Here is a 20,925-nt window from a genome sequence, read left to right on the forward strand (position 1 = left end):
AAGAAGAAACCCGGGAGCCCGCCATGTCGGTCGATCCGCAACAATTCCTGCGCGAGCTGTTTGCCACAGCCATTAATGCGGCCCATCCGCAGCAGGTCCTCGAAGCCCATTTGCCCACCGACCGCGGCGGAAGGGTGATCGTCATCGGCGCCGGCAAAGCCGCAGCCGCCATGGCCCAGGTGGTCGAGCGCTGCTGGCAAGGGGACGTCTCAGGTCTGGTGGTGACCCGTTACGGTCACGGCGCCCCGTGCGAAAAAATCGAAGTGGTCGAAGCCGCGCACCCGGTACCGGACGCAGCCGGCCAGGCTGTCGCCAAGCGCGTGTTTGAACTGGTCAGCGATCTTAGCGAAGACGATCGCGTTATTTTTCTGCTCTCGGGCGGCGGATCGGCGTTGCTCGCGCTTCCGGCCAAAGGCATCACCCTCGCCGACAAGCAGTCGATCAACAAAGCCCTGCTCAAATCCGGCGCAAATATTGGCGAGATGAACTGCGTGCGCAAGCACCTCTCTGCGATCAAGGGCGGCCGTCTCGGCAAAGCCTGCTGGCCGGCCACTGTTTATACTTACGCGATTTCCGATGTGCCGGGCGACCTCGCCACGGTCATCGCCTCCGGCCCTACCGTGGCCGATCCGAGCACCTCTGCCGAAGCGCTGGAGATCCTCAAGCGCTATGGCATCGACATCCCGGCGTCCGTGCGCAACTGGCTGCAAAGCCCGGAATCGGAGACGGTCAAACCCGGCGATCCGAGCCTCGCGCGCAGTCATTTCCAGTTGATCGCCCGTCCGCAACAGTCGCTGGAAGCCGCAGCGGTAAAAGTGCGTCAGGCCGGTTTTAGCCCATTGATACTCGGCGACCTCGAAGGCGAATCCCGCGAAGTGGCCAAGGTTCACGCCGGCATCGCGCGGCAAGTTGTCCTGCAAGGCCAGCCATTGGCTGCGCCGTGCGTGATCCTTTCGGGCGGCGAAACCACCGTCACCGTGCGCGGTAATGGCCGTGGCGGACGCAACGCCGAATTCCTCCTCAGCTTAACCGACAGCCTCAAAGGCCTGCCCGGTGTCTATGCGCTGGCCGGTGACACCGATGGCATCGACGGTTCCGAAGACAACGCCGGCGCGATCATGACCCCGGACAGCTACGCCCGCGCCGCCTCCCTCGGCCTGAGCACCACCGATGAACTCGACAACAACAATGGCTACGGCTATTTCGCCGCGCTCGATGCACTGATCGTCACCGAGCCGACCCGTACCAACGTCAACGACTTCCGCGCCATTCTGATTCTCGAGAGCCCTGAACATGACGCCTGATAAAAAGGTCAAAATCCTCGCCACCCTCGGCCCGGCTACTGACGGAATCGAAGACATCCGTGAGCTGGTGCAAGCCGGAGTCAACATTTTCCGCCTGAATTTTAGCCACGGCGATCACGCCGACCACGCTCAGCGCTATCAGTGGATTCGTGAAGTCGAGCGTCAGCTGAATTATCCCTTGGGCATTCTGATGGACCTGCAAGGCCCGAAACTGCGGGTCGGCACGTTTGCCGAAGGCAAGGTGCAGCTGCATCGCGGCCAGGCCCTGCGCCTGGACCTTGATCCGACACCGGGCGACCAACGCCGGGTCAATCTGCCTCACCCGGAAATCATCGCCGCACTAGAGCCGGGCATGGACCTGCTGCTGGACGACGGCAAGCTGCGTCTGCGGGTGGTCACCAGATACGCCGACGCCATCGACACCACAGTGCTCAATGGCGGTGAGTTGTCGGACCGCAAAGGGGTGAACGTGCCACAAGCGGTCCTGGAACTGAGCCCGCTGACCGCCAAGGATCGCCGCGACTTGAGTTTCGGTCTGGAGCTGGGCGTGGACTGGGTCGCGCTGTCGTTCGTGCAGCGCCCGGAAGACATTCACGAGGCGCGTGAGCTGATCGGCGACAAAGCGTTTCTGATGGCCAAGATCGAGAAACCGTCGGCGGTCACTCAGCTTCGCGAAATCGCTGAGTTGAGCGACGCGATCATGGTGGCCCGTGGCGACCTCGGCGTCGAAGTACCGGCCGAAAGCGTGCCGCAGATTCAGAAAAACATCATCAGCGTCTGCCGTCAGCTCGGCAAACCGGTGGTGGTGGCGACGCAGATGCTCGAGTCGATGCGCTTCTCTCCGGCGCCGACCCGCGCCGAAGTCACTGATGTGGCCAACGCCGTGGCCGAAGGTGCGGATGCGGTGATGCTGTCGGCGGAAACCGCGTCCGGCGAGTACCCGCTGGAAGCCGTGCAGATGATGAGCAAGATCATTCGCCAGGTGGAAAACGGTCCGGACTATCAGACACAACTGGACGTGAGCCGGCCGAAGGCGGAGGCGACTGTTTCCGATGCGATCAGCTGTGCGATCCGCCGCATCAGCAACGTGCTGCCGGTGGCGGTGCTGGTGAACTACAGCGAGTCCGGCACCTCGAGTCTGCGTGCTGCGCGGGAACGGCCGACGGTGCCGATTCTGAACCTGACGCCGAACTTGCAGACGGCTCGCCGCTTGACGGTCGCGTGGGGCGTGCATTCGGTGGTGAATGATCGACTGCGGCAGGTGGATGAGGTGTGTTCGACGGCGCTGGAGATTGCGCAAGCGCAGGGCATGGCTGAGCGCGGCGATACGTTGTTGATCACGGCGGGCGTGCCGTTCGGACAGCCTGGGTCGACTAACTCACTGCGAATCGAGACGTTGATTTAAGAACAACTTTTTTTGCGCCTGCACTGGCCTCATCGCGAGCAAGCTCGCTCCCACAGTGGATTTGTGGTGTTCACAGATCCATCGACTGAACAGAGATTCAATGTGGGAGCGAGCTTGCTCGCGATGCAGGCGCCACGATCCATCTGAAACACCACAGACTTCATCATGCCTGCCAACCACTTCAACACCCACTGCCCCGACTGGGCGACTGCCCTGCTCAATGGCTTCAGCCAGATCTTCCTCCAGCGTCACCCACTGTGCGGTCTGCTGTGTCTATTGGCGATTCTCTTTACGGCACCGGCCCTGCTCGGCGGTGCCCTGCTGGGCGGAGTCGCCGGTCTGCTCACCGCGCAGCGTCGCAACTACGCCAAGGCCGACCGTCAGGCCGGGCTGTTCAGTTACAACGGTGTCCTCCTCGGCTTGCTGCTGAGCCAGTATTTCCCTTGGTCCGCGCTGTTGCCTCCGCTGATCATTGCCGCTGGCGGGTTGAGTGCCATGCTCACCCAGCAATGGTTGAAACGCGCCCGCGACCATCATCGCCTGCCCGCCTACACCGCGCCCTTCGTCGCCATGAGCTGGTTGCTGCTGCCGTTTGCCACGCCACTACACCCCGCACCGCTGATCGAAATGAACACATTCAATCTGCTCACCGCCCCGCTGAAGGGACTTGGCCAAGTGATGTTTCTCGATCATCCACTGGCCGGTGCACTGATCGCCGCGGGCTTGCTGGTCGCCGACCGTCGCGCGTTCTTGTGGGCGTTGCTGGCTTCCATTGTCGGGCTTGGCTTTGCGTTGCAGCATCACGAAACCACAACCGCACTGCTGGGGCTGGGTGGTTACAACGCCGTGCTCGCCGCCCTCGCCTTCAGTGAACAACGGCGCCCACCGTGGGTGCCGCTGCTGAGCATTGTGCTTGCCGTGTTGCTCACACCGGGCTTCGCCACGCTCGGTCTGACGCCGTTGACCGCGCCGTTCATCCTCGCCTGCTGGCTGATTCGCGCGGGCATTCGCGTACTGAGTCAAGCCGCTGTCGACAGTGCGCCTTGCGCTACCGGGGAGAATCACCCTAGGCTTCGCTGATTCTCGATTCAGGCGTTTCCTATGGACAGCAGCAAAAACTGGCGTGAAGACCTTTACGTCATGGTTTTCCAGAGCGACACCAAGGCCGGACGGCGCTTCGACGGCATTCTGCTGTTGATCATCCTCGCCAGCATTGTGATCGTGATGCTCGACAGCATCGACACGATCCACCAGAACTACGCCGACGTGCTGGCGTACATCGAGTGGGGCTTCACTGTCATTTTCGCCATCGAATACGGCCTGCGGCTCTACTGTTCGCCGAAGCCATTGCGTTACGCGTTCAGCTTTTACGGGCTGGTGGATTTGCTGGCGATCGTACCCGGCATCCTCGCGCTGTATTACGCCGATGCGCAGTATTTGCTGATTATCCGGATCATTCGGATGCTGCGGATTTTCCGCGTGCTCAAGCTCAGCCCGTACCTCAAGCAAGCCAATTATTTGATGTTGGCGCTGCGCGGCAGCAAGCAAAAGATCGTGGTGTTCCTGGTCAGCGTCTGCACGCTGGTAACGGTATTTGGCACCCTGATGTATGTGATCGAAGGCCCGGAGCACGGCTTTACCAGCATTCCCAAAGGCATCTATTGGGCTATCGTGACGCTGACCACCGTTGGCTTTGGCGACATCGTACCCAAGACGCCGCTGGGTCAGGTGGTTTCGTCCCTGGTGATGATCACCGGTTACTCGATCATCGCCGTGCCGACCGGGATTTTCACCGCCGAACTGGCTAACGCCATGCGTGGCGAACAGTTGCAACACGACTGCCCGGTATGCAAGAAGAACAGCCACGAGCATGGTGCTGCATTTTGCTCGCGGTGCGGCAACGCTCTGTTCAATAAACTGGAATAAGCAAAGTGCTTTTTAATCTTTAAAGGACTATGCGAGCGCAGTTATAGTCGCTGGCAAAATTGCCTCACTTTTAAATTAGAACAAGGAATGCGCAGTGAAAAAACTCTTTGGCGCCTCACTTCTCGCCGCTGGCCTGGCACTGACCAGCGTGGCTCAAGCCGCACCGACCCTGCTCAACGTTTCCTACGACGTGATGCGAGATTTCTACAAGGACTACAACACTGCCTTCCAGAAACACTGGCAAGCCGAGCACAACGAAAACATCACCCTGCAGATGTCCTTTGGCGGCTCCAGCAAACAGGCGCGCTCCGTGATCGACGGTCTGCCGGCTGACGTCATCACCATGAACATGGCCACCGACATCAATGCCCTGGCGGACAACGGCAAACTGGTCCCGGACAATTGGGTCACCCGCCTGCCGAACAACAGCGCGCCGTTCACCTCGTCGACGGTGTTCATCGTTCGCAAAGGCAACCCGAAAGCCCTGAAAGACTGGCCGGACCTGCTCAAGGACGGCGTGCAAGTGATCGTGCCGAACCCGAAAACCTCGGGCAACGGCCGCTACACCTATCTTTCGGCCTGGGGTTATGTGCTGAAAAACGGCGGTGACGAGAACAAGGCCAAAGCCTTTGTTGGCAAGCTGTTCAAACAAGCGCCAGTGCTCGACACCGGTGGCCGTGCAGCCACCACCACGTTCATGACCAACCAGATCGGCGACGTGCTGGTGACCTTCGAAAACGAAGCGGAAATGATTGCCCGGGAATTTGGTCGTGACCAATTCGAAGTCATCTACCCAAGCGTCTCCGCCGAAGCCGAGCCGCCGGTGTCAGTAGTCGACAAAGTGGTCGAGAAAAAAGGCACCCGCGCCGCCGCCGAGGAATACCTGAAGTACCTGTGGTCGCCGGAAGGTCAGGAAATTGCTGCGGCCAACTACCTGCGTCCGCGTGATCCGGCAGTGCTGGCCAAGTACACCGACCGCTTCCCGAAAGTGGATTTCCTGTCGGTGGAGAAGACCTTTGGTGACTGGCGCACCGTGCAGAAGACCCATTTCAATGATGGCGGGATATTTGATCAGATTTATGCTCAGTAAATACTGATAACCATTAAAAAAGGCGACCTGCAGAGGTCGCCTTTTTTTGTGGCCACAGAATCATTGTGCAAATGAATAATCACTATCACTCCAATTTCACTTCCGCCCTTCCGACCAGCCGCTTAGCCTGCGCGCATTCCATTTTGCTCAGCGAGAAACGTTATGAACCCGGCGAATCAGGTGCCCCACGGCGCCGCGACAATGACCAAAGGCATGGTCCTGCTGTTCGCCTTTTGCTGCGGCGCCATTGTTGCCAACATTTACTATGCCCAGCCGATCATCGGACTGATCGCGCCGGACATTGGCCTGACCAGCACCATGGCCAGCCTGATCGTTTCGCTGACCCAGATCGGTTACGCACTGGGCCTGTTCTTTCTGGTGCCGCTGGGCGATCTGCTGGAAAACCGCCGGTTGATGATCATCACCACGGTGGTGGCGATTGCCAGTCTGTTGGGCGCGGCATTTACCGATCAGCCGAACGTGTTTCTGTTGATCTCGTTGCTGGTGGGTTTCAGTTCGGTGTCGGTGCAGATCCTGATTCCGCTGGCCGCGCACCTGGCGCCCGAAGAGACTCGTGGCCGGGTGGTCGGCGGAATCATGGGCGGATTGCTGCTGGGTATTCTGCTGGCCCGGCCGGTGTCCAGCGTTGTGGCTGATCATTTCGGCTGGCGCGCAATGTTCGTGATCGCGGCCGTGTTGATGGCGGCGATCAGCATCGTGCTGGCTGTGACGATTCCCAAGCGCCAGCCGGATCACAGCGCCTCTTATAGCCAATTGCTGGGCTCGCTGTGGACGCTGTTGCGCCAACAACCGGTACTGCGTCAGCGCGCGTTTTATCAGGGGTGCATGTTCGCCACCTTCAGCCTGTTCTGGACAGCCGTGCCGCTGGAACTGTCACGCAATCACGGTTTGTCGCAAACCCAAATCGCAATCTTCGCTTTGGTTGGTGCCATCGGTGCGATCGCCGCGCCGATCGCCGGTCGACTGGCTGATGCCGGCCACACCCGCATCGCTTCACTGTTGGCCCTGCTGTTCGCCAGCCTGAGCTTCCTGCCAGCGTTCATCCATCCGGCCTACAGCGTCATTGGCCTGGCCGTCACCGGTGTGGTGCTCGACTTCTGCGTACAAATGAACATGGTCCTTGGCCAACGCGCGGTCTACGCCCTCGACGCCAGAAGCCGCAGCCGCCTGAATGCGCTGTACATGACCAGCATTTTCATCGGCGGCGCGTTTGGCTCCTCGGTGGCCAGCGCGGTGTATGAGCACGGCGGCTGGTTGTGGATCGTGATCGTGGGTAGCGCGTTTCCGTTGTTGGCGTTGTTACGGTTCTTGAGTGTTTCGCAGAAGGCTTCGTTCGCAACTGGGTAAGACGTTAAAAGCTTCGCGGGCAAGCCTCGCTCCTACTGAGCGAGGCTTGCCCGCGAAGCTATGTACCTGATTTCACTCAGTGCCGAACCAGCTTCTCCATCGCCGCATCGGCCAGAAAGGAAGAGCGGCTTTTGACATTGTGCTCGCGCACATACCGGTCAATACGCTGAATCACATAGCCGGGCAACGTGACATTGACCTTCTCGGTCTTGCCCATATACGGCGCGATGTCCAGCTCCAGCATTCCCCATCCCATGTCAGCAAAGTCCGGGTTGCCACGATGGACGGCTGCCGAAGTAGGCATCGGAATCGATTCCCCGTCAGCCGCTAATTCCTGAAGCATGATGTGGGCAATCTCGATCGCCGCGTTATAGGCGTCTTCAAACGTATCCCCGGCCGTTATGGCGCCCGGAATATCGGGGATCTGAATACCGATGGCGGTGTTCTCGTCGCCCCACTCGATACAGATTGGATATTGCATTATGGATCTCCTGCGTAACTGGCTGGCGGGCAGTAAAGCCCGGCTCGCCTCCTGATACTTTTAACCGTCCCGATCGGTAAATCCTTTTTCGGGTGAGGGACGGGAATCGTGTACGGGTTGTATCGGTGGGTGAAGAGATGATGGCTGCCGGTAATCCGATCCAGCGTCCAGCCCGCCTCTTCCAGTTCCTTGATCAATAACCTGCTTTGCACCACCTGCCTCCATGCTCCGGCCCAAACAAAAATAACTCTAGAGTTATCTTTACTCAAGCACAAAAACGCTGATGGCGACGTCCGGTTGTTTTACGAAGTGTGATTGGCGCCCGGCGCACTCATGGGTTGGGCTCGTCGAGGCAGGCCAGAAGGTGCTCAACCGTGCGCTTCAGCGGCCCGGAGTTGTCGAGCAGATGCACGGAAGGATCATCGGTCAGCAGGCGCTCACTGAAACGGGCATTGCGCGCCAGTCGCTGATCGATCTCGGCCACCGACTCGCGCCCGCGCGCCAGCAGGCGCTGGCGCAACACCACCTGGTTAACGGTCAGCATCACCGCCAACACGTCCGGGTAACGCTCGCGGGTTTGCGGCAGATGCCCGCGTGAACCATTGACCAGCACGTCGTGCCCCGCCGCTAGCCAGTCGTCGATTTCCCGCGGGATGCCATAAGACAGACCATTGGCCTGCCAGCTCAGGGCAAATGCACCCTGAGCCTGCATTTCGGCGAACTGCTGTGTGCTGACGCCGAGTGCAGCCTCCCCGACCGCTTCCGCCGAGCGTGTGATGACCCTCCGCACGATACGACAGCCCCGTTCGGCCAGTGGCGTTCGTGCGGCATCCAGCAGGCTGTCCTTGCCCGAACCTGACGGCCCGATGAGATAGATCAACCTGCCTGACATCAAAACATCCTCTTCGCTTGTCACCCTACTGGCCAGACACCGGCAAACCATCCTGACGCCAGCGCCCACAAAAAAGGCGACCCCGAAAAGTCGCCTTTTGCGTTACTGCCCGAATTGCCGTCCCAATCCACCCGGTACGCCATGGATATCGGTATCCTCCCAAGGCCCGTTGGGGCTGATCGACCGGCTCCAGCCGTTGTTCCAACGGTAGTAGGTGCGCTGGCGGTAGAAGGTGTTGGTCTGATCATCCAGCACATAAACGCCGAGCTTGGGATCCCAATGGCTGTTGCCACCCGGCGGCGGCGCGAAGCTGGCGGAAGTGCGCGGCAGCGGTTTGGCGGGTTTGGCCGGAATGCTCGGTTTGCTCGGGGTGGGTGAGGTAGACGGCGTTGGCTTTGGCTGCGACGGTGGGATCGGGGGCAGCGGCGTCGGCTCGGGTCGTTGGACCGCACAAGCGCTCAGCCCCAACACAACACTGAGCAAAGTAATTCGAGCGATGGCGGTCATGTGGGCGTTTCCTGTTATTTGTCCGGGCTGTCGATAGTCAGTTTTTGCGGTGCGGTGGTGTTGCTGGCCAGCGGCTGGCTGCGACCGATCCATTCGCCGGCGGTCGGTTGGCCAGCACGGGAGATGCGCGCAACCAGTTGGACTTCAGGGAAGTTCGACAGTTTCAACTGCGGCATCATTGCGTCGGCATCTGCCAGTTCAACGATCGCCGGCAAGTCAGCCACCGTCAGACGCTTGACCGCCAGCGGAGCCGGTGGGCCATTGGTGGCGCGGGCGAAGATGAAGACGCTGTCGCCCGGCTGAACCTTGGCCTTGAGCTCTGGCGCCAGATCGACGCTGACCGTGAGCAACGCCGCAGCCTTGGCCGCAGGTGCCTGGACAACCTTGCCGCCGCTGGCTTGGAGCTTCTCGGTAGCCCGGGCAATACCGCCTTGCAGCGCGGCGCGGGAGTTGTCTTCAGGAGGCAGTTGCGCCAACAGACGATTCCAATAGTCGATAGCGTCCTGATAACGCTCGCTCTCAAACGCGGCAATACCAAGCAGTCCGAGGCTGGTGACTTCCTTCGGATCGGCTTTCAGCGCTTCGTCAGTCAGGGCCTGAACCTTGTCCGACCACTTTTTGCCATCGGCGAAGTACTGGGCTTGCGCCCATTGGCCGAGCAATTCCGGCTGACGACCGGCCGTGCTCACTGTGCGTTCGAAGATCTTCGCGGCGTCGGCGGGACGATCCTGCGCCATGTAAGTGCGACCGAGGAAGTACAAGCCTTCCGCCGAATCCGGTTGAGCGGCGACGGCGCGTTCGAGGCGACGGGTCATCTCTTCCATCGACTGCGGCGCCTGAGCGAATTCCCGGGTCAGTTCGACCTTGTCACTCGCACCAAAATGCAGATAGAGCCCAAGCCCCAACACCGGCACCAGAATCGCCGCCAGCAGTGGCAACGGTTTGCCCAGACGGGAAACACGCGGAGCCTCGACGCCTTCAGTGTCGGCCAGCAATTCACGGGCTGCTTCGGCACGACCGGTGTCCATTTGCGCGGTGTCGAGAACGCCCTCTTCCTGCTGAGTCTGCAACTCAGCCACGCGCTCCTGATACAGCGCGACGTTCAGGGCAGTACGATCCTCTTCCTGCTGAGCGCGACGGACACGCAGAACGGGGATCAGCAGAAAACTCAGGGCCACCAGAAGCAGCAGACCTGCAGCGAGCCAGAAATCAATCATTCTTGGTTTTATCCAACAGGTGGTCGAGGCGCTCGCGCTCCTCGGCAGAAAGCTCATCCCTGGCGTCAGCCCGCGGTACGCGACGACGGCGGACGATCACGGCAATGATTACAAAACCGCCCAGCAACAGGCCGGCGGGACCGAACCAGAGCAAAGCGGTTTTGGCATTGAGCGCGGGTTTGTAGCGGACAAAATCACCGTAGCGATCAACCATGAAATCGATGATCTGCTGATTGTCCTTGCCCTCACCGAGCATGCGGAAAATCTCTTTGCGCAGGTCGGCGGCGATCGGTGCGTTGGAATCGGCGATGTCCTGATTCTGGCACTTGGGGCAACGCAGCTCCTTGGTCAGTTCGCGAAAACGCTCGCGATCACCTTCTTTGGCGAACTCGTAGGTGTCGATGGCGGCGTGTGCGACGCCGGCCATGCTCAAACCCAATACGACAGCGGCTATCCAGCGCTTCATGGCTTGGCCTCGTCCACCAGCGCCTGATACTTGGCCGCCAGTTTTTCACGCCAGACTTGCTCATCGATCACACCGACGAACTTGTCGCGGATGATGCCTTTGGCGTCAATGAAGAAGGTTTCCGGGGCACCGTACACGCCTAGATTCAGGCCCAGCGTGCCCTCGTCGTCACGGATGTCCAACTGGTACGGATTGTGGAAGTCTGCCAGCCACTTCAAGGCGTCAGCGTTGACGTCCTTGTAGTTGATGCCGTAGATCACCACGCCCTTTTCGGCCAGTTTGTTCAGCACCGGGTGCTCGACCCGGCAGGAAATGCACCAGGTGCCCCAGACGTTGACCAGCGCCGGTTTACCCACAATGTCAGCCTTGGTCAGGGTCTTGTCGCCCTGCACCGCTGGCAACGAAAACTCAGGAAACGGCTTGCCGATCATGGCCGAAGGCAGCTCGGCCGGGTCCAGAAAGAGCCCGCGATACAGGAAAACAGCCACCACCAGAAAAATCGCCAGTGGCAACAGCATCAACCAACGTCTCATGCGGTGGCTCCCGTCATGCCCAATGCTTCACGCACACGGCTTTTCACCTTGACCCGATAACGGCGATCGAGCGCCGCCAGCAACCCGCCCAAACCGGTGAGCAGCCCGCCGAACCAGATCCAGCGCACGAACGGTTTGACGTGCACGCGCACGGCCCAGGCGCCATCACCGAGTGGTTCGCCGAGGGCGACGTAGAGGTCACGGGTAAAACCGGCGTCGATCCCGGCTTCGGTCATCACCGAGTTCTGCACGGTGTACAGACGTTTTTCCGGGTGCAATACGCTAATTTCCTTGCCGTCGCGGATGACACGAACAGTGGCTTTATCCGAGGTGAAATTCGGGCCTTCAAAGTGTTTGGCGCCTTCGAACACGAACTGGTAACCACCCAGGTCCATGGATTCGCCCGGCGCCAGGCGCAGGTCGCGTTCGGCACTGTTCTGGCTCGACAGCACGACGCCGAGCGCGCACACGGCGATGCCCAAATGCGCAACCTGCATACCCCAGTAGCTTCGGGTCAGGGTCGGCAGGCCTTTGATCAAACCCTTGTGGCGGGTCTTGTCGAAAATGTCACGCACGCCGGCCAGCAACACCCAGGCCGCCAGCATGAACGTCGCGATCACCGCCCAGTTGAAATCGCCGTAAGCGACGCCGGCCACCACGGCCAACGCGGCGCTGCCGAGCAACACCGGGGTCAGCATGCTCATCAGCCATTTGACCGGGGTGTCTTTCCAGCGCACCAGCATGCCGACCGCCATCACCACCATCAGCAACGCCATCAACGGAATGAACAGCGCGTTGAAGTAGGGCGGGCCGACGGACAGCTTGGCGCCGGTCATGGCATCGAGGATCAGCGGATACAAGGTGCCGAGCAGAATCATCGACGCCGCCACCACCAGCACCAGGTTGTTGCCCAGCAGCAGGGTTTCCCGGGACCAGAGGTTGAAGCCCACATGGCTTTTCACCACCGGCGCGCGCAGGGCAAACAGCGTCAGTGAGCCACCGACCACGAACAGCAGGAAGATCAGGATGAACACGCCGCGCTCAGGGTCGGAGGCAAAGGCGTGAACCGAGGTCAGCACGCCGGAACGCACGAGGAACGTCCCGAGCAAGCTCAACGAGAACGCAGCGATGGCCAGCAACACGGTCCAGCTCTTGAACACACCACGTTTTTCCGTGACCGCCAACGAGTGAATCAGCGCGGTGCCCACCAGCCATGGCATGAACGAGGCGTTTTCCACCGGGTCCCAGAACCACCAGCCACCCCAGCCGAGTTCGTAATAGGCCCACCACGAACCGAGGGTGATGCCGATGCCGAGGAACGCCCAGGCAACGATGGTCCACGGACGCGACCAGCGCGCCCACGCCGCATCAAGACGACCGCCAAGCAACGCCGCGATAGCAAAGGCGAACGCCACGGAGAAACCGACATAGCCCATGTAAAGCATCGGCGGGTGAACGATCAGGCCGATGTCTTGCAGCAAGGGATTGAGGTCACGACCGTCCGCTGGAATTTGCGGCAGAATCCGTGCGAACGGGTTGGAGGTGAGGATCAGGAACAGCAGGAAACCGGTGCTGATCATGCCCATCACTGCCAGCACACGTGCCAGCATCACTTGCGGCAACTGGCGGGAGAACACCGACACCGCGAAGGTCCAACCGCCGAGGATCAAAGCCCATAGCAGCAACGAACCTTCGTGCGCCCCCCATACCGCACTGAATTTGTAGTACCACGGCAAGGCGCTGTTGGAGTTGCTGGCGACGTAAGCGACTGAGAAGTCGTCGGCCATGAACGCGTAGGTCAGGCAACCGAAAGCGAACGTCAGAAACGCGAATTGTCCCCAGGCCGCCGGCTGAGCAAGGCTCATCCACAAACGGTCACCACGCCAGGCGCCGAGCAAGGGCACCACGGCCTGAACCAACGCAAAACACAGCGCCAGGATCATGGCCAGATGGCCCAACTCGGGGATAAACAGCCCTGAGCTATAAAGTGCGGAAGTCATCGATCAACCCTCCTTTGCGGGCGTTGGAGCAGATTGACCGCTGTCTTTCAAAGCCTTGGTCACTTCAGGCGGCATGTATTTCTCATCGTGCTTGGCCAGCACTTCATCGGCCACCACCATGCCGTCAGCGTTGAGCTTGCCCAGGGCAACGATGCCCTGCCCCTCGCGGAACAGGTCCGGGAGGATGCCGCGATACGCGATGGTCACGGACTTGTTGAAGTCGGTGACGACGAATTTCACGTCCAGCGAGTCGCCGGAACGTTGCAGCGAGCCTTTCTCGACCATGCCGCCCGCACGAATGCGCGTGTCTTGCGGCGCTTCGCCATTCGCGATTTGCGTCGGGGTGTAAAACAGATTGATGTTTTGCTGCAGAGCACTCAGGGCCAGGCCAACGGCAGCGCCGACACCGACCAGGATCGCGAGAATGATGATAAGACGCTTTTTGCGCAGCGGATTCACTTGCCGTTCTCCCGGCGCAGACGACGCGCCTCTTGTTGCAGATACCGCTTGCGGGCCAGGACCGGCGCCGCCACGTTGAGGGCCAGCACCACCAGGCAGATGCCATAGGCTGACCAGACATACAGGCCGTGATGGCCCATGGCGAGGAAGTCGCCGAATGAAGCAAAACTCATCGAACGACCTCCAGACTGTTCTGAACTTCGGCTTTTACCCAGCTGGCGCGGGCTTCGCGCTTGAGCACTTCAAGGCGCATGCGCAGCAGCAGCACCGCACCGAAGAAACAGTAGAAACCCAGCACCGTCAGCAACAGTGGCAGCCACATTTCGGCCGGCATCGCCGGTTTTTCGGTGAGGGTAAAGGTCGCGCCCTGATGCAGGGTATTCCACCACTCCACCGAGTACTTGATGATCGGGATGTTGATCACGCCGACAATCGCCAGCACCGCGCAGGCCTTGGCCGCGCTGTCACGATTGCTGATAGCGTTGCCCAGCGCAATGAGACCGAAGTACAGAAACAGCAGAATCAGCATGGACGTTAGTCGCGCATCCCAGACCCACCACGAGCCCCAGGTCGGCTTGCCCCAGATCGCGCCGGTGACCAGCGCCACGGCGGTCATCCAGGCACCGATGGGGGCCGCGCATTGGAGGGCGACGTCGGCCAGTTTCATCTTCCACACCAGCCCGACGATCCCGCACACCGCCAGCATCACGTAGATGGACTGCGCGAGCATGGCGGCCGGAACGTGGATATAGATGATGCGAAAGCTGTTGCCTTGCTGGTAATCGGGCGGCGCGAAGGCCAGGCCCCAAACGACACCGACGCCGATCAGCAACAACGCGGCGATGCTCAGCCACGGCAGCAGTTTGCCGCTGATGCCGTAAAACCATTTGGGTGAGCCGAGCTTATGAAACCAGGTCCAGTTCATTACTGTTTCCATCACGGTTGCTCTTCGCTATGAAGAGCCAGGGGTCTTTACTGGTCAAAATTTAACCAGACCTCATTATTCGCCGACGCTGATCTTCAGGCCAGCAGCTATTGCAAAAGGTGTAAGGGTTATCGCCAGGGCGGTCAGGCTACCAAGCCACAACAGATAACCGGTCGCCGGCATGCCCTGCAACGCTGCCTGCAAGGCGCCGCTGCCAAGGATCAACACCGGGATGTACAACGGCAGAATCAGCAGCGCCAGCAACAGACCGCCACGCTTCAACCCCACCGTCAGGGCTGCGCCCACCGCACCCAGCAGGCTGAGCACTGGTGTACCGAGCAACAGGGAAAGCAGCAATACCGGCAGACAGGCGGTTGGCAAACCAAGCATCAACGCCAGCAGTGGAGCGAGCAAAACCAGTGCCAGACCAGAGAACGCCCAGTGTGCCAGTACCTTGGCCAAAACCAGAAGAGGCAGGGGGTGCGGCGAAAGGACCCACTGTTCAAGGGAACCGTCTTCGAAATCACTGCGGAAAAGCCCGTCCAGCGAGAGCAAAACCGACAAAAGGGCCGCCACCCAGACCAGTCCCGGAGACAAGGTTTGCAACAATTGAGACTCGGGGCCGACCGCCAGCGGGAACAGCGAAACCACGATCGCGAAGAATACGAGCGGATTGGCCAACTCAGCCGGACGGCGGAACAGCAAGCGAGCCTCACGGGCGACCAACAGGCCGAAAACACTCATACGGCCCAGCTCCCCAAATCGATGTCGCGATAGCCGGCCGGCATCCGGGTCAGCGTGTGGTGAGTGGTCAGCACGACCATGCCGCCGCGCTCACAGTGTGCGGCCAGGTGTTCTTCGAGTTGCGCCACGCCTTGTTTGTCGAGTGCGGTGAATGGCTCGTCGAGGATCCACAGCGGCGGACTGTCCAGATACAGACGCGCCAACGCCACGCGACGTTGCTGACCGGCGGACAAGGTGTGACAAGGAACATCTTCGAAACCACGCAGTCCGACCGCAGCAAGCGCGGCCCAAATGGCTTCATGGGAGGCCGGTTGATGCAGGGCACAGAGCCAGCTGAGGTTTTCTTCCGGCGTCAGCAAATCCTTAATGCCGGCGGCGTGACCGATCCACAGCAGGTTGCGCGCCAGTTCGCTGCGTTGTTCGTTCAACGGCTGGCCGTTGAGCAGCACTTGACCGGCGGTCGGTTGCATCAGACCCGAAAGCAGACGTAAAAGGCTGGTCTTGCCACTGCCGTTGGGGCCACTGATTTGCAACATTTCACCACTGGCCAGTCTCAATTCGAGATTTTCGAAGAGCAGCCGAAGGTCTCGCTCACAGGCGAGGGCAACGGTTTGCAGGACAGGACGGGTCAAGAGATCACGGGCCTTTAAGGTTCAAGTCGGCGACGGTGCGGCCGCTAAAGAGGTGCAGCATAGATGCATTGGCGGCCTGTTCTAGAGAGCTGCGTCAAACAAACGCAATGTTTTCACCACTCTCCGAAAGACGGGCGGCATTATACATGCCATGCCCTACTCTAAAGAGGGCAATTTCCTCAGGTTGTGACCGCGTATGACAGGCGAAATGAACATCCTCCCGCTCCCGCAGCCCACGCCCGCGACTTCTCGTCCGCAGGTTGTCAGCGGTGATCTGCTCAAGCTGCTGACGCCGATGGAGGGCCTGATCACCGCCGGGCAATCCGCCAGGGCCGAAGTGCTGTCGCTGAAGCAAGCGGATCAGACCTTTCAACTGCTGCTAAAGGTTACCCTCGAGAGTGGCCGTCAGACGACGGTTCAAGCCACCAGCAGTCAGCCGCTGCCTCAAGGCACAAACCTGGCGATCACCCAGCCATCGGCGGGTAGCCTGGCCGTCACCGTACAACAGGCCATCGCCTCAAGCGTCGCCACCCTCACCCGCATCGACACCGCACAACTGCCAGTAGGCACGCTGTTGCAAGGCAAAGTGCTGACGTCCCAAGTGATGCCGCAAGTGCCGGGCCAGCCGACGGTGTTTCGATCGCTGGTAAGCCTGCTCAACACGGCGCAGAGCGGCAGCACCCTGAGCATCGACAGTCCGACGCCGCTGCGCATCGGCACTTTGCTGAGCGCGCTGGTGCAAGACACCCATACTCTGAAATCCGTCCCGCTGAGCAGTCGTCAGGAACAACTGGCCGTCACCCAGCAACTGGTCAGCCAACAAAGCCGCCAAGGCTCGCTGGACGGATTGCTCAAACTCCTGCAAAACCTGCCAGCCTCGGATCAGACCTCCAGCGATCTGCGAACGGCGGTGAGCAAGTTGCTCGCGGGTCTGCCGGACGTTCAGCAACTGAGCACGCCAAAAGGCCTGGCCGTGGCCCTGGCGAATAGCGGCCTGTTCCTCGAGGCGAAACTGCTCACCGGGCAAAATCCGACACTGGCGCCAGACATGAAAGGCGATCTGCTCAAGCTGATCGCGCAACTGAGCCACGGGCTGCCGGCCAATACCAACCTCAACGCAATCATTGCCGCCAATACGCTGGCCCAGGCCATGCCGAGTTTCGTGCGCAGCGCCCTCGGCATGCTTGGCCAGGTCAGCGCCAAACCGCAGCCAACCAGTTTTCCGCTGCCCGAGCGCTTCCTGCAAAGCCTGGAGGGCGAAGGTGATCTGGAGCACTTGCTGCGTTTGGCCGCCGCGGCGGTTTCACGCCTGCAAAGCCATCAACTGTCGAGCCTGGAGCAGACCGGTGTGACGGACGATGGTCGGCTGATGAGCACTTGGCAACTGGAAATCCCGATGCGCAATATGCAGGACATTGTGCCGTTGCAGGTCAAGTTTCAGCGTGAGGAAGCACCCGAGAAAGAACAGCCCAACGAACGCCGTGACGAGCGCGACCCCAAGCACCAACTGTGGCGCGTCGAACTGGCCTTCGATATGGAGCCGCTGGGCCCTTTGCAGATTCAGGCGCAGTTGATTCAGGGCAGTCTGTCCAGTCAGCTATGGGCCGAACGGCCCTACACTGCCAGCCTGATCGAGAGCAATCTGGCCGGGCTGCGCGAGCGTTTGCTGGCGTCAGGCCTGAACGTCGGCGATCTTGATTGCCACCTCGGCACACCGCCGCAGGGTACCCAAACCCGACTGGAACAACGCTGGGTCGACGAAACCGCATGAGAAATCCCGAGACTCCACGCCAGGCCATCGCCCTCAAATACGACGGCACCCACGCGCCGACCCTCACGGCCAAGGGCGACGAAGAACTGGCGGAAGAAATCCTGAAAATTGCCCGCGATTATGAAGTGCCGATTTACGAGAACGCCGAGCTGGTGAAACTGCTGGCAAGGATGGAGCTGGGGGACAGTATTCCGGAAGAGTTGTATCGCACGATCGCCGAGATCATTGCGTTTGCCTGGAATTTGAAGGGCAAGTTTCCGGAGGGGCAGGATCCGAGTGCGCCGCGGATCGAGAAGGATGTTACTGATCGCGGGGATGATTACTGAGGTTTCCAAGACGCCTTCGCGAGCAAGCCCGCTCCCACAGGTGACAGGCACTGAACACAAAATGTGTGAACGCTGCCGATCCCTGAGGGAGCGAGCTTGCTCGCGATAGCGATGTCAGCCGAATCGCAAAAATCAATTCTTGTGCAGCTTACTCATCAACTCCGCCTCAGCCTGGGTCAAGCCGCAGGACTGAGTCAGTTCGTCGACGCTCGCGCCCATTCCGACCAGGCGTGCTGCCTGGGCAAACGACAGGCTCGACGGGTCGCGCTGTTCAAGCTGAGCCAGCTTGTCCGGCAACGGCCCGACGACGGCGCGCAGTTCGTGCAGGTCTTCACCCATGCGCACGTTGCCACTCTGATAGTCGTCAACGCGCTTGGCCAGATCCTTGATGCGCTGATCGCGCAGCGCATCGCCCTGGGCCTGTTGCGCGGCGATTTGTCGCTGACCGCGAATGTACGCCAGAAACATCGCCAGCGTGCCTGCCCAAAATAGGAACAGGACAATGACCGCAACCTCAAGAATCAATCAGATGTTCTCCAGGTCCGACCATTCTTCTTCGCTCATCATCTTGTCCAGCTCGACCAGGATCAGCAATTCGTTGTTCTTGTTGCACACGCCTTGAATGAACTTGGCGGACTCTTCGTTACCCACGTTCGGCGCGGTTTCGATTTCCGACTGACGCAGGTAAACCACTTCGGCCACGCTGTCGACCATGATGCCGACCACTTGCTTGTCGGCTTCGATGATGACGATCCGGGTGTTGTCGCTGATTTCGGCATTCATCAGGCCAAAGCGCTGACGGGTGTCGATCACTGTCACCACGTTACCGCGCAGGTTGATGATGCCCAGCACGTAGCTCGGGGCACCCGGGACCGGGGCGATTTCGGTGTAACGCAGGACTTCCTGAACGCGCATCACGTTGATGCCGTAGGTTTCATTGTCCAGCTTGAAGGTCACCCATTGCAGGATCGGATCTTCGGAACCTTTTGCAGACGACGCCTTATCATTCATACCCTGACCCCTCGAAAAACCGCCCTAGCGGTGTGTGTTCGGTGCGATGGCAAGCCACTTGCCCCGCGTGTTGTTATGTCGGTTTGTGGATCGGCTTGATGCCGCCCATGTGCTTCGCCCCACCGCTGGCGATCAACTCGGCCAGCGCAGAAACGTCGAGCAACGCACACATGTGTTCTATCACCGTGCCCGCCAGCCATGGCCGTTGACCACGGTGGCTGCGCCATTTGATTTCGTTCGGGTCCAGGCGCAACGAGCGGCTGACCTGATGCACCGCCAGCCCCCACTCGTAGCCCTGAACCGAAATAACGTATTGCAGGCCCTGACGGAAGTCGTCGCGATAGCGGTCGGGCATGACCCAACGGGCGGTATCGAGCACTTTCAGGTTGCCGGCCTGGCTCGGCAGGATCCCGAGGAACCATTCCGGTTGACCGAACAGCGGAGTCAGCTCATGACCGGCCAGAGAATAAATCGACCCCAGGCACACCAGCGGCACCGCCAGGGTCAACCCGGCGACATCGAACAACAGGCATTCAAACGGCTCGGCGGCCCACGCTGGACGGCCGTCGGGCTCCACCGGTGGCGGCGTATTGCTCGGTGGCAGATGAACTTCGACGATCGGCGGCACCAGGGCTTGCAGCAGCGGCGCGATGGTCGAGACGGGCGCCAGAACCGGCGCCGGCGCCTCGATCAGCGCAACCGGGGCTTTCACCACGGGCGCTGCGACCGGCGCGACAACGGCTGCCGGTGTCTCGGCAGGTTTGCGCGCATCGCGGGCCTGCTCTTCAAGCACCGCCGCCTGAAACTCGTCCAGCGCCGCTTCCACCTCGACCACCTCGGGAATCGCTTCGATTTCCGGCGGCAACTCTTCAGTCGCCTCCATCAGCAAGCTGTCCAGATAGGACTGGAGCGCCAATTGCGGACGCGAGGTGACCTTCACCGGCCGGTTCATGCGCGGTCACCTGTAGGAGCGAGCTTGCTCGCGAAAAACTGTCGGAAAACGCGGTCATTCAGACAGCGCGCGTTATCGTTGTCGTCCATCGCGAGCAAGCTCGCTCCTACAGGGATTGAGTTCATATCAGGCCACCTGCGCAACGGATTGCTGCGCCAGCAGGTGCTTGAGCAGTGCGCGATACGCAAGCACGCCGCGGCTCTTGCCGTCGAATTGCGAGGGCGTCACACCGGCACGGCTGGCGTCGCGCAAACGTGTGTCGACCGGGATATAACCCTGCCAGATTTCTTCCGGGTATTTGTCGCGCAAGACCCGCAAGGTCCCGAGAGAGGCTTGCGTGCGGCGATCGAACAACGTTGGCACAATGCTGAATGCCAGCGGCAATTTGCGTGAGCGGTTGATCATTGCCAGGGTGTTGACCATGCGCTCCAGCCCTTTGACCGCCAGGTGTTCGGTCTGTACTGGAATCACCAATTGCTGACTGGCCGCCAAGGCATTGACCATCAGCACGCCGAGCAACGGCGGGCTGTCGATCACCGCGTAATCGAAGTCTTGCCACAGTTGCGCCAGGCTCTTGGCGATCACCAGGCCCAAGCCACTCTGGCCCGGCGACTGGCGTTCAAGCGTCGCCAGTGCGGTGCTCGACGGCAACAGGGAAATACTCGCGTGACTGGTAGGCAATAACAATTGCCCGGGCAAGCCTTGTGGCACGCTGCCCTTGTGCAGAAACAGGTCGTAGCTGCTGTGTTCCAGGCTGTCGGGGTCGTAACCGAAGTAACTGGTCATCGAGCCGTGGGGATCGAGATCGACCACGACCACGCGCTTGCCCGCCTCGGCCAGTAAACCGGCTAAAGCGATGGAGGAAGTGGTTTTACCGACACCACCCTTTTGATTGGCGACTGCCCAGACTCTCATT

General features: G+C 60.4%; 25 protein-coding genes. 8 read left to right on the forward strand and 17 right to left on the reverse strand.

Annotated features, from left to right (window positions below; genetic code table 11):
- The first annotated feature begins 23 nt into the window (after window positions 1–23).
- From ACYZT9_RS19325 to ACYZT9_RS19350, 6 genes are all read left to right on the forward strand, one after another.
- On the forward strand, window positions 24–1,304 hold the full coding sequence (locus tag ACYZT9_RS19325) for a glycerate kinase type-2 family protein (protein ID WP_462006957.1): 1,281 nt from the start codon (window positions 24–26) through the stop codon (window positions 1,302–1,304).
- Entirely contained in the window at window positions 1,294–2,709 is a 1,416-nt protein-coding gene (gene pyk / locus ACYZT9_RS19330; RefSeq protein WP_462006958.1) for a pyruvate kinase, read from the forward strand. Before ACYZT9_RS19325 ends, pyk begins: the two co-directional genes overlap by 11 nt.
- Window positions 2,710–2,874: 165 nt before the next feature.
- Window positions 2,875–3,789 carry an urea transporter gene (locus tag ACYZT9_RS19335; RefSeq protein WP_462006959.1) on the forward strand — a complete coding sequence of 305 codons (915 nt, stop codon included), beginning with the start codon at window positions 2,875–2,877 and terminating at the stop codon, window positions 3,787–3,789.
- A 21-nt stretch (window positions 3,790–3,810) separates the two neighbouring features.
- Entirely contained in the window at window positions 3,811–4,635 is an 825-nt protein-coding gene (locus tag ACYZT9_RS19340) for an ion transporter (RefSeq protein ID WP_462006960.1), read from the forward strand.
- Between the two features lie 94 nt (window positions 4,636–4,729).
- Window positions 4,730–5,725 (forward strand): sulfate ABC transporter substrate-binding protein, encoded by a 996-nt coding sequence (locus ACYZT9_RS19345; RefSeq protein ID WP_462006961.1) that lies wholly within the window; start codon window positions 4,730–4,732, stop codon window positions 5,723–5,725.
- Between the two features lie 162 nt (window positions 5,726–5,887).
- Window positions 5,888–7,093: an MFS transporter gene (locus tag ACYZT9_RS19350; RefSeq protein WP_462006962.1), complete on the forward strand. Its 1,206-nt coding sequence runs from the start codon at window positions 5,888–5,890 to the stop codon at window positions 7,091–7,093.
- 76 nt (window positions 7,094–7,169) lie between these two features.
- Here ACYZT9_RS19350 and ACYZT9_RS19355 read toward each other — a convergent pair whose 3' ends face one another.
- The 13 genes from ACYZT9_RS19355 to ccmA all read right to left on the reverse strand — a co-directional run bounded on the left by ACYZT9_RS19355 (window position 7,170) and on the right by ccmA (window position 15,949).
- The gene (locus tag ACYZT9_RS19355) at window positions 7,170–7,574 is read right to left on the reverse strand and encodes a type II toxin-antitoxin system HicB family antitoxin (protein ID WP_462006964.1); all 405 of its coding nucleotides are present in this window, start codon (window positions 7,572–7,574) and stop codon (window positions 7,170–7,172) included.
- The gene (locus ACYZT9_RS19360) at window positions 7,574–7,786 is read right to left on the reverse strand and encodes a type II toxin-antitoxin system HicA family toxin (protein WP_214381589.1); all 213 of its coding nucleotides are present in this window, start codon (window positions 7,784–7,786) and stop codon (window positions 7,574–7,576) included. The genes ACYZT9_RS19355 and ACYZT9_RS19360 overlap by 1 nt, the downstream gene beginning before the upstream one ends.
- A gap of 119 nt (window positions 7,787–7,905) precedes the next feature.
- Window positions 7,906–8,466 (reverse strand): phosphonate metabolism protein/1,5-bisphosphokinase (PRPP-forming) PhnN, encoded by a 561-nt coding sequence (gene phnN, locus ACYZT9_RS19365; protein ID WP_462006965.1) that lies wholly within the window; start codon window positions 8,464–8,466, stop codon window positions 7,906–7,908.
- Window positions 8,467–8,568: 102 nt separating this feature from the next.
- Window positions 8,569–8,973: a hypothetical protein gene (locus tag ACYZT9_RS19370; protein WP_462006966.1), complete on the reverse strand. Its 405-nt coding sequence runs from the start codon at window positions 8,971–8,973 to the stop codon at window positions 8,569–8,571.
- Window positions 8,974–8,987: 14 nt separating this feature from the next.
- Complete coding sequence (gene ccmI, locus ACYZT9_RS19375) at window positions 8,988–10,190, reverse strand: c-type cytochrome biogenesis protein CcmI (protein ID WP_462006967.1); 1,203 nt, start codon at window positions 10,188–10,190, stop codon at window positions 8,988–8,990.
- Window positions 10,183–10,656 (reverse strand): cytochrome c-type biogenesis protein, encoded by a 474-nt coding sequence (locus ACYZT9_RS19380; protein WP_462006968.1) that lies wholly within the window; start codon window positions 10,654–10,656, stop codon window positions 10,183–10,185. Before ACYZT9_RS19380 ends, ccmI begins: the two co-directional genes overlap by 8 nt.
- On the reverse strand, window positions 10,653–11,189 hold the full coding sequence (locus ACYZT9_RS19385) for a DsbE family thiol:disulfide interchange protein (RefSeq protein ID WP_462006969.1): 537 nt from the start codon (window positions 11,187–11,189) through the stop codon (window positions 10,653–10,655). The genes ACYZT9_RS19380 and ACYZT9_RS19385 overlap by 4 nt, the downstream gene beginning before the upstream one ends.
- The gene (locus tag ACYZT9_RS19390) at window positions 11,186–13,189 is read right to left on the reverse strand and encodes a heme lyase CcmF/NrfE family subunit (protein WP_462006970.1); all 2,004 of its coding nucleotides are present in this window, start codon (window positions 13,187–13,189) and stop codon (window positions 11,186–11,188) included. Before ACYZT9_RS19390 ends, ACYZT9_RS19385 begins: the two co-directional genes overlap by 4 nt.
- A 3-nt stretch (window positions 13,190–13,192) precedes the next feature.
- Window positions 13,193–13,648 carry a cytochrome c maturation protein CcmE gene (ccmE, locus tag ACYZT9_RS19395; protein WP_462006971.1) on the reverse strand — a complete coding sequence of 152 codons (456 nt, stop codon included), beginning with the start codon at window positions 13,646–13,648 and terminating at the stop codon, window positions 13,193–13,195.
- Window positions 13,645–13,821 (reverse strand): heme exporter protein CcmD, encoded by a 177-nt coding sequence (gene ccmD / locus ACYZT9_RS19400; protein ID WP_017337208.1) that lies wholly within the window; start codon window positions 13,819–13,821, stop codon window positions 13,645–13,647. The genes ccmE and ccmD overlap by 4 nt, the downstream gene beginning before the upstream one ends.
- Complete coding sequence (locus tag ACYZT9_RS19405; protein WP_462006972.1) at window positions 13,818–14,573, reverse strand: heme ABC transporter permease; 756 nt, start codon at window positions 14,571–14,573, stop codon at window positions 13,818–13,820. Before ACYZT9_RS19405 ends, ccmD begins: the two co-directional genes overlap by 4 nt.
- A 75-nt stretch (window positions 14,574–14,648) precedes the next feature.
- A complete protein-coding gene (ccmB, locus tag ACYZT9_RS19410) occupies window positions 14,649–15,317 on the reverse strand; it encodes a heme exporter protein CcmB (protein ID WP_084320586.1) in 669 nt (222 codons plus the stop codon).
- The gene (gene ccmA / locus ACYZT9_RS19415) at window positions 15,314–15,949 is read right to left on the reverse strand and encodes a cytochrome c biogenesis heme-transporting ATPase CcmA (protein ID WP_462006973.1); all 636 of its coding nucleotides are present in this window, start codon (window positions 15,947–15,949) and stop codon (window positions 15,314–15,316) included. Before ccmA ends, ccmB begins: the two co-directional genes overlap by 4 nt.
- Before the next feature lie 196 nt (window positions 15,950–16,145).
- On the opposite strand from ccmA, the gene fliK reads away from it, so the two are divergent.
- Together fliK and ACYZT9_RS19425 are read left to right on the forward strand one after the other, a co-directional pair.
- On the forward strand, window positions 16,146–17,720 hold the full coding sequence (gene fliK, locus ACYZT9_RS19420) for a flagellar hook-length control protein FliK (RefSeq protein ID WP_462006974.1): 1,575 nt from the start codon (window positions 16,146–16,148) through the stop codon (window positions 17,718–17,720).
- A complete protein-coding gene (locus ACYZT9_RS19425) occupies window positions 17,717–18,046 on the forward strand; it encodes an EscU/YscU/HrcU family type III secretion system export apparatus switch protein (protein ID WP_462006975.1) in 330 nt (109 codons plus the stop codon). The genes fliK and ACYZT9_RS19425 overlap by 4 nt, the downstream gene beginning before the upstream one ends.
- Window positions 18,047–18,178: 132 nt before the next feature.
- Here the strand turns inward: ACYZT9_RS19425 and ACYZT9_RS19430 are convergent, their stop codons facing one another.
- The 4 genes from ACYZT9_RS19430 to ACYZT9_RS19445 all read right to left on the reverse strand — a co-directional run bounded on the left by ACYZT9_RS19430 (window position 18,179) and on the right by ACYZT9_RS19445 (window position 20,924).
- Window positions 18,179–18,571, reverse strand: a complete 393-nt coding sequence (locus ACYZT9_RS19430; protein ID WP_017337202.1) for a DUF2802 domain-containing protein — start codon at window positions 18,569–18,571, stop codon at window positions 18,179–18,181.
- Window positions 18,572–19,057: a chemotaxis protein CheW gene (locus tag ACYZT9_RS19435; protein ID WP_131061597.1), complete on the reverse strand. Its 486-nt coding sequence runs from the start codon at window positions 19,055–19,057 to the stop codon at window positions 18,572–18,574. It abuts the gene before it with no gap.
- Between the two features lie 73 nt (window positions 19,058–19,130).
- On the reverse strand, window positions 19,131–20,009 hold the full coding sequence (locus ACYZT9_RS19440; protein ID WP_462006976.1) for a CheW domain-containing protein: 879 nt from the start codon (window positions 20,007–20,009) through the stop codon (window positions 19,131–19,133).
- A gap of 126 nt (window positions 20,010–20,135) precedes the next feature.
- Entirely contained in the window at window positions 20,136–20,924 is a 789-nt protein-coding gene (locus ACYZT9_RS19445) for a ParA family protein (protein WP_462006977.1), read from the reverse strand.
- Window position 20,925: the final 1 nt, after the last annotated feature.

This window comes from Pseudomonas sp. ZT5P21 (genome assembly GCF_054897785.1).